7 protein-coding genes are annotated in these 7,019 nt (G+C 65.6%); 5 read left to right on the forward strand and 2 right to left on the reverse strand.

Annotated elements, in window-relative coordinates:
- The first annotated feature begins 135 nt into the window (after window positions 1-135).
- Window positions 136-348, forward strand: coding sequence for a hypothetical protein (locus tag ACYPYD_RS16995; protein WP_008829461.1), 213 nt, complete (start codon window positions 136-138; stop codon window positions 346-348).
- A 39-nt stretch (window positions 349-387) separates the two neighbouring features.
- On the opposite strand, the gene ACYPYD_RS17000 is transcribed toward ACYPYD_RS16995, so the two are convergent.
- Complete coding sequence (locus tag ACYPYD_RS17000; protein WP_008829460.1) at window positions 388-1,044, reverse strand: alpha/beta hydrolase; 657 nt, start codon at window positions 1,042-1,044, stop codon at window positions 388-390.
- A gap of 135 nt (window positions 1,045-1,179) precedes the next feature.
- On the opposite strand from ACYPYD_RS17000, the gene ACYPYD_RS17005 reads away from it, so the two are divergent.
- From ACYPYD_RS17005 to ACYPYD_RS17015, 3 genes are read left to right on the forward strand one after another with little or no spacing between them, the layout of a single operon-like run.
- Window positions 1,180-2,235, forward strand: coding sequence for a cysteine desulfurase family protein (locus ACYPYD_RS17005; RefSeq protein WP_459664369.1), 1,056 nt, complete (start codon window positions 1,180-1,182; stop codon window positions 2,233-2,235).
- Window positions 2,232-3,320, forward strand: coding sequence for a cysteine desulfurase family protein (locus ACYPYD_RS17010; RefSeq protein WP_459664370.1), 1,089 nt, complete (start codon window positions 2,232-2,234; stop codon window positions 3,318-3,320). Before ACYPYD_RS17005 ends, ACYPYD_RS17010 begins: the two co-directional genes overlap by 4 nt.
- 1 nt (window position 3,321) lies before the next feature.
- A complete protein-coding gene (locus ACYPYD_RS17015) occupies window positions 3,322-3,654 on the forward strand; it encodes a 2Fe-2S iron-sulfur cluster-binding protein (RefSeq protein WP_459664372.1) in 333 nt (110 codons plus the stop codon).
- Window positions 3,655-3,660: 6 nt separating this feature from the next.
- On the opposite strand, the gene ACYPYD_RS17020 is transcribed toward ACYPYD_RS17015, so the two are convergent.
- On the reverse strand, window positions 3,661-4,530 hold the full coding sequence (locus ACYPYD_RS17020) for a DUF4349 domain-containing protein (protein ID WP_459664374.1): 870 nt from the start codon (window positions 4,528-4,530) through the stop codon (window positions 3,661-3,663).
- 110 nt (window positions 4,531-4,640) lie between these two features.
- Between ACYPYD_RS17020 and parC the strand changes: the two genes are divergently transcribed.
- Window positions 4,641-6,935 (forward strand): DNA topoisomerase IV subunit A, encoded by a 2,295-nt coding sequence (parC, locus tag ACYPYD_RS17025; protein WP_459664375.1) that lies wholly within the window; start codon window positions 4,641-4,643, stop codon window positions 6,933-6,935.
- The last annotated feature ends 84 nt before the right edge of the window (window positions 6,936-7,019 follow it).

Below are 7,019 nucleotides of genomic sequence, written 5' to 3' on the forward strand. Positions count from 1 at the left end.
AGGCCCCGAGGTTGGGCGCTTTGCCTCGGGGCCTTCGACAGGCTCAGGCTGAGCGAGGTTTAGAGGGCGGGTTGGACGCGGAGCGATTTGCACCTGACGGTTCGCCTTCGCGCCATCTTGCTCTAGGACAGCACCATGGACATCGCTCTCTCGCTTCTCGTGCTCACCGTCATCGCGCTCGTGCTGGGAGCGATCGCGCTGCTGCGGCGCGGCGGCTACCGCAAGCAGGCGGTGCTGATGCTGGTGCTGGCAGGGGTGATGATCGTCAACATCGCAATCTGGACGCTACCGGGCCGCGATGGCCGGTCGCTGTCGAGCGAGGCGAAAAAGGAACAGGCGCCGGAGTGATGCTCCGACGCCTGCGATGAATTTTCCTGACCTGACGGATTACTTGATCGGGCAATCCGGCGCGAGGCGCATGTCGAGGTAGTTGTCGACCGAGCGCATCAGTTCGGGCGTCTCGTGCTCGAAGAAGTGGTTCGCGCGCGGGATTTCGTCGTGATGGATGGTGATGTGCTTCTGCGTGCGCAGCTTGTCGACCAGCTTCTGCACCGCGTTCGGCGTGACGACCGTATCGCCGGTGCCCTGGATGATGATGCCCGAAGCCGGGCAGGGCGCGAGGAACGAGAAGTCGTACATGTTGGCCGGCGGCGCCACCGAGATGAAGCCGCGAATCTCCGGACGGCGCATCAGCAACTGCATGCCGATCAGCGCGCCGAACGAATAGCCCGCGATCCAGGTGGTCGAAGCCTCGGGATGGATCGACTGCACCCAGTCGAGCGCCGCCGCCGCATCGGACAGTTCGCCGATGCCGTTGTCGAAGCTGCCCTGGCTGCGGCCGACGCCGCGGAAGTTGAAGCGCAGCGTCGCGAAACCGCGCGCCACGAAGGTCTTGTACATGTGCTGGGTGATGCGGTCGTTCATCGTGCCGCCCGCCTGCGGGTGCGGGTGGAGGATCATCGCCACCGGCGCGCGCGGGCGCGTTGCGGGCTGGAAACGACCTTCGAGACGACCTTCGGGACCGGGGAAGATGACTGCGGGCATAGGTGTTTGCGGCCTGACTTGTTGAAACTCCCGCGAGTCGCTGTGCAGCGATCCGTCGCGGGAGTGGAAAAGAGGAAGGTTGGCTATATAGAAATATTCGTCCCAAAAACAACTTCGCAAGCAATGTCTCAGGCAATGGCCCTCCCGAACATCTATCTCGACCACGCGGCGACGACGCCGATGATGCCCTGTGCACGCGACGCCTGGCTGGAGGGAGCGGCGATCTGGGCCAATCCGTCGAGCCCCCACGCGGCCGGTCGCGGCGCCCGCGCGGCGCTGGAAGATGCGCGCGCGCGCGTGAAGGCGGCGCTGGGCTGGCAGGGCGAGGTGATATTCACTTCGGGTGCCAGCGAGGCGCTGGCGCTGGGTCTCGGCCGGGCCAAGGCGGAGCGGCGTCTGGTCTCGGCGGTGGAGCATGATGCGGTATTCCGCGCGGCGCCGGATGCGCAGGTCATTCCCGTCCGCGAGGGCGAAGTGGATCGCGAGGCGCTTGCCGCTGCGCTTACCGGGGCTGGACGGGCGGCGGTCGCGGTTCAATCGGTCAATTCCGAGACGGGGACGGCGCTGCTGCCCTATGCGGACAATCCATTGGTGCAGCAGGTGCGTGAGAGTGGCGGCCTGTTCCTTGCCGATTGTTCGCAGTCGGCGGGGAAGTCCGCTTTGCCGGATGCCGACATGGTGGTGCTTTCGGCGCACAAGCTGGGCGGCCCGATCGGCATTGGCGCGCTGCTGGTGCGCGACTTCGCTATGATCGAGCCCAGCGGCGGTCAGGAGCGCGGCTACCGCGCGGGGACTGAGAACCTGCCGGGCGCGCTGGGTTTCGCGGCGGCGCTGGAGGCGGGCGGCGTCGAAAGCTGGGCCACCAGCGCAGAGCAGCGCTTTGATTTCAGGAACCGACTGTCCGAACATGGGGAAGTAATCCAGCCCGGCGTGCAATGCTCGCACATCTTCGCCGTTGCCGCGCCTAAGATTTCTGCGACGGCCATGCTGATCAGGATGGATGCCAAGGGTTTCGCGATCTCGGCCGGAAGCGCCTGTTCGTCGGGCACGCTCAAGCAGAGTCGGGTGCTGCAGGGCTTCGGTATCGATCCCGATACGGCAAAGCGCACGGTCCGCATCTCGCTGGGCTGGAGCACGACGCCCGACGAACTGGATGCCTTCGCACAGGCCTGGGCCGAGGTGAATGCATGATCTACCTCGATTATCAGGCGACCACGCCGCTCGCCCCCGAAGCGCGCGAGGCGATGCTGCCCTGGCTGGCCGGACCGGAGTGGGAGCACGGCGCGGGAGGCTTTGCCAACCCGCATAGCCCCCATCGCCCGGGCCGGGCCGCTGCCGCCGCCGTCGAGGTGGCCCGCGCGCAAGTCGCCGCGCTGATGCCGCCGGGCGGCCGGGTGATCTTCACCTCGGGGGCGACCGAGGCGATCAACCTTGCGATTCTCGGCAGCGGTGCAAGCCGCCTCGCGGTCTCGGCGATCGAGCATGCGGCGGTGCTCGATACCGCGCGCAGCGTCGATGCCGACCTGACCGTGTTGCCGGTCGATGGCGAGGGCCTCGTCGATGGCGAGGCGGGAATCGGAAATGCCGATCTCGTCGCGGTGATGCAGGTCAACAACGAGATCGGAACCGTCCAGCCGGTCGACCGTCTCGCCGAGCGGGCGCAGGCTGCCGGTGCGCTGTTCCTGTGCGACGCGGTGCAGGGCGTTGGCAAGGTCAGGGTGCCGCTGGGTGCCGCTATGGTAGCGTTGAGTGCCCATAAATTCCACGGTCCGAAGGGCATCGGGGCGCTGTGGCTGCGTGATGGACTGGGCCTCGCGCCGCTGATCCGGGGCGGCGCGCAGGAGCAGGGATTGCGCTCGGGAACGCTGAGCCCGATGCTCTGCGCAGGCTTCGGCGCCGCCGCGAAGCTGGCGAAAGAACGCATGGAGGAGGACGCCGTTCACGCTGCCGGTCTGTGGGAGCGGGCGAGGGAAATCCTTTCACGCTGGACACTTAACGGATCGGCGACGCACCGCTGGCACGGCAATCTCAACGTGCGCCTCGACGGACTAGACGTCGCGCGGCTGATGTCGGACCTGCGCGACCTCGCCTTTTCGGCAGGATCGGCCTGCGCCAGCGGATCGGGTAGACCGAGCCACGTGCTGCAGGCACTGGGTCTTTCGGATAGGGATGCCAAAAGCTCTATCCGTCTGGGATTCGGGCGATATAGTGAACTAAGGGAAATTGAGGATGCCTGCGCCAGAATAGAAGCCGCTGCGGCGGCGCAGGGAGTATAACTTGGTTGATGTCCTGTTTGTGAATATCGACGGATCGCGGGTCTCGGCGCAGGCCGAGCCGGGATCGCGCCTGCTGGAAGTGGCTCAGAACGCCGGGATGCCGCTCGAAGGAACGTGCGAGGGCCAGATGGCCTGCTCGACCTGCCACGTCATCATTTCGCCCGACTGGTTCGACAAGCTGATCCCGGCTTCGGACGACGAGGAGGACATGCTCGACCTCGCCGCCGGGGTGACGCGCACCAGCCGGCTCTCCTGCCAGATCCAGCTGACGGATGCGCTGGACGGGATCGCGGTGCGCATCCCCGGCGTCGTCAGGGACATGCAGATCGGCTGACCCTCATCAATCGGCCGAAGAGCGCCCCCGCCAGCGCAGCACCGCCCAGCGAATGGCGAGGCCGACGAGGCCCAGCGGAATCGTAACTGCGCCCAGCATGATCAGCATGGCGACGATCGTGCCTAGTACCGAGCCGACGCTGCCCAGCGCTCCCCGGATCGGCGCGAGGAAGCCGCCACTAGCGGGCGATCCCGCTTCGTAAGTCAGGTTCACGCGGCTGAAGTTCACGCGGTTCTGCATTTCCGCCAGCCAACTGCGCGCCTGGTCGATTTCCTCGTTCACTTGCGCGACGCCGCGCTCCGCCTCGACCAGTTCGGCGACGGTGCCCTTGCGCGTGGCGAGCACTTCCATCAGCCGGTCGCGCAGCACCGTGCGGGCGCGAAGACGCGCTTCGGTATCGACCATCTGCTTCGACAAGTCCTCGCCCGAGATGCCGCCGGACACCTGCGAGCCACCGGCGCTCCCCGCGACCCGGCCGAGTTCAGCTCCGAAGGCGCGTGCACGCGGTGCGGCGACTGCCAGCGACAGCGAGCCTGAAGCGTAGTTCCCCTCCGCGCTGCCCTGTTTCATGTCGAGAATCTGGCACTGCATCGGTCCCATTCGCTCGCACATGTCGGCCTGCTTGCGCTGGACTTCGGCGATGCGGTCGGCCGGCAGTCGATATCCGTATTCGTAGATATAGGCGATGCGAGGGGCGTTGGGTGCACTGACGGAGATCGCTTCGGACTTCTTGCCCTCCGCGCTCTGTCCGGCCTTCGGCGGCTCCTCGCGGATGTCCACGGTGGTCGCCCGCTGTTCGGAAGCAGGCTCGCTGCCGCAGCCGGAAATCGCGGTGGCGAGAAGGATCGGCAGCAGCAGCGAACGGCGCATCTTCATCCTCTTGAAACTCCCGCGATTCGCGTTCGAAGCTATCTCAGTCGCAAGTTCTGGAAAACGGCCGAAATCGGCTTTGGCCCCGGGCAGGGCGCTGCTAGTGTCCCGCCACCATGGTGACCACGACAGACGACGAATCCGATCCCTTCGACGCCATCGTCGATGCGCCCTTCGATGCGGCGCTGTCCGAGCGCTATCTCGTCTACGCGCTGTCCACGATCACCGCGCGCTCGCTGCCGGACCTTCGGGATGGCTTGAAGCCGGTCCACCGCCGTCTGCTCTGGGCGATGCGCCAGCTCAAGCTGGACCCTGCCAGCGCCTACAAGAAGTCCGCTCGCGTCGTCGGCGACGTCATCGGTAAGTACCACCCGCATGGCGACGCCTCGGTCTACGACGCGATGGTGCGTCTCGCGCAGGATTTCTCCCTGCGCTATCCGCTGGTGCAGGGCCAGGGCAACTTCGGCAACATCGACGGCGATAATGCGGCGGCCTACCGCTACACCGAAGCGCGCCTGACCAAGACGGCGATCCAGCTCATGGCCGGGCTGGACGAGGGCACCGTCGATTTCATCCCGACCTACAATGGCGAAGAGAGTGAGCCGGACATCTTCCCCGGCATCTTCCCGAACCTGTTGGCGAATGGCGCGACCGGCATCGCGGTGGGCATGGCGACGTCGATCCCCAGCCACAACGTCGCCGAGATCATCGACGCCACGCTGCTGCTGATCGACAATCCCCATGCCGAGCATGCGCAGTTGATGGAGGTCTTCAAAGGCCCCGACTTTGCGACCGGCGGCCTCGTTGTCGACAGCCCCGAGGCGATCAGCCATGCTTACGAGACCGGCAAGGGCGGTTTTCGCGTGCGGGCGCGTTTCTCGACCGGACGCGATGCGGACGGAGCGTGGGAAGAGACCGGCATCGAAAAACTGGGCTCGGGCCAGTGGCAACTGGTGGTCACCGAAATTCCCTACATGCTGCCGAAGGGCAAGCTGATCGAGCAGATCGCCGCACTGATCGGCGACCGCAAGCTGCCTATCCTGGAGGACATCCGCGACGAGAGTGACGAGGAAATCCGTCTCGTCCTGGTGCCGAAGAGCCGCAACGTCGATCCGGAATTGTTGAAGGAAAGCCTCTACAAGCTGACCGACCTCGAAAGCCGGTTCAGTCTCAACCTCAACGTGCTGGATTCTCACCGCACACCGGGCGTTCTGGGGCTCAAGCTGCTGCTGTCGGAGTGGGTCTATAGCCAGATCGACATCCTGCTGCGCCGCACCCGGCACCGGCTGGAGAAGATCGCCTCGCGCCTCGAACTGGTGGCGGGCTACATCATCGCCTACCTCAACCTCGACCGGATCATCGAGATCATCCGCACCGAGGACGAGCCCAAGCCGGTGATGATCGCAGAGTTCGAACTGACCGACCGCCAGGCCGAAGCCATCCTCAACATGCGCCTGCGCAGCTTGCGCAAGCTGGAAGAGATGGAACTGCGCAAGGAGCACGAGGAACTGCTGAAGGAGCAGGACGACCTCAACAAGCTGCTCGAAAGCCCGGCCCGCCAGCGCACCCGCATCAAGCGCGACCTCACCAACTTGCGCAAGGATTATGCCGAGGACACCGCGCTTGGCCGTCGCCGCACCACGATCGCGCAGGCCACGAAGACGGTCGAATTCAGCATGGACGCGATGATCGAGAAGGAGCCGGTGACGGTGATCCTCTCCGCGCGTGGCTGGATCAGGGCGGCCAGGGGGCATGTGGCTCTGGATGGCGACTTCAAGTTCAAGGAGGGTGATGGCCCGGCCTTCGCGTTCCATGCGCAGACCACCGACAAAATCCTGATCGCGCTGGACAACGGGCGGTTCTACACGCTTGGCGCTGACAAGCTGCCCGGAGCGCGCGGTTTCGGCGAGCCGATCCGCACGATGGTCGATATCGATGCCGAGGCGCACATCATCGAGGCGATCGTCTACAAGCCCAAGGCGCAACTGCTGCTGGCTTCCAACATCGGGCGCGGCTTCGCGGCGGAGATGGACGAACTGCTCGCCGAAACCCGCAAGGGCCGCGCGGTCATGTCCACCAAGCCCGGCGTCACGCTGACGACGGTGCGCGAGATCCCGGCCGAGCACGATCACGTCGCGGTGGTCGGCGACAACCGCAAGCTGGTGATCTTCAGCCTCGAGGAACTGCCGGTCATGGCCAAGGGGCAGGGCGTCACGCTCCAGCGCTACCGCGATGGCGGCATGGCCGATGTGACGACGCTCAGGCTGGAGGACGGCCTCTCGTGGACGATGGGCGGCGAGAGCGGCCGCACGCGAACCGAGAAGGACATGGCGCTGTGGAAGGTTGCGCGCGGTGCGGCCGGGCGCTTGCCGCCGAACGGGTTCCCGCGGGACAACAAGTTCCAGGGGTAGTGTAATGCTGCCGGGGCTTCGACAAGCTCAGCCTGAGCGGGATTCATAGCCCAATCTATCAAAGCCGCTCAGGCTGAGCTTGTC

This window comes from Novosphingobium sp. 11B, from assembly GCF_054589055.1.

Excerpts from the sequence above, each read along its gene's own strand:
- ACYPYD_RS16995 (WP_008829461.1), top strand. The coding sequence starts at position 136 with ATGGACATCGCTCTCTCGCTTCTCGTGCTCACCGTCATCGCGCTCGTG.
- parC (WP_459664375.1), top strand. The coding sequence starts at position 4,641 with ATGGTGACCACGACAGACGACGAATCCGATCCCTTCGACGCCATCGTC.
- ACYPYD_RS17010 (WP_459664370.1), top strand. The coding sequence starts at position 2,232 with ATGATCTACCTCGATTATCAGGCGACCACGCCGCTCGCCCCCGAAGCG.
- ACYPYD_RS17000 (WP_008829460.1), bottom strand. The coding sequence starts at position 1,044 with ATGCCCGCAGTCATCTTCCCCGGTCCCGAAGGTCGTCTCGAAGGTCGT.
- ACYPYD_RS17020 (WP_459664374.1), bottom strand. The coding sequence starts at position 4,530 with ATGAAGATGCGCCGTTCGCTGCTGCTGCCGATCCTTCTCGCCACCGCG.
- ACYPYD_RS17005 (WP_459664369.1), top strand. The coding sequence starts at position 1,180 with ATGGCCCTCCCGAACATCTATCTCGACCACGCGGCGACGACGCCGATG.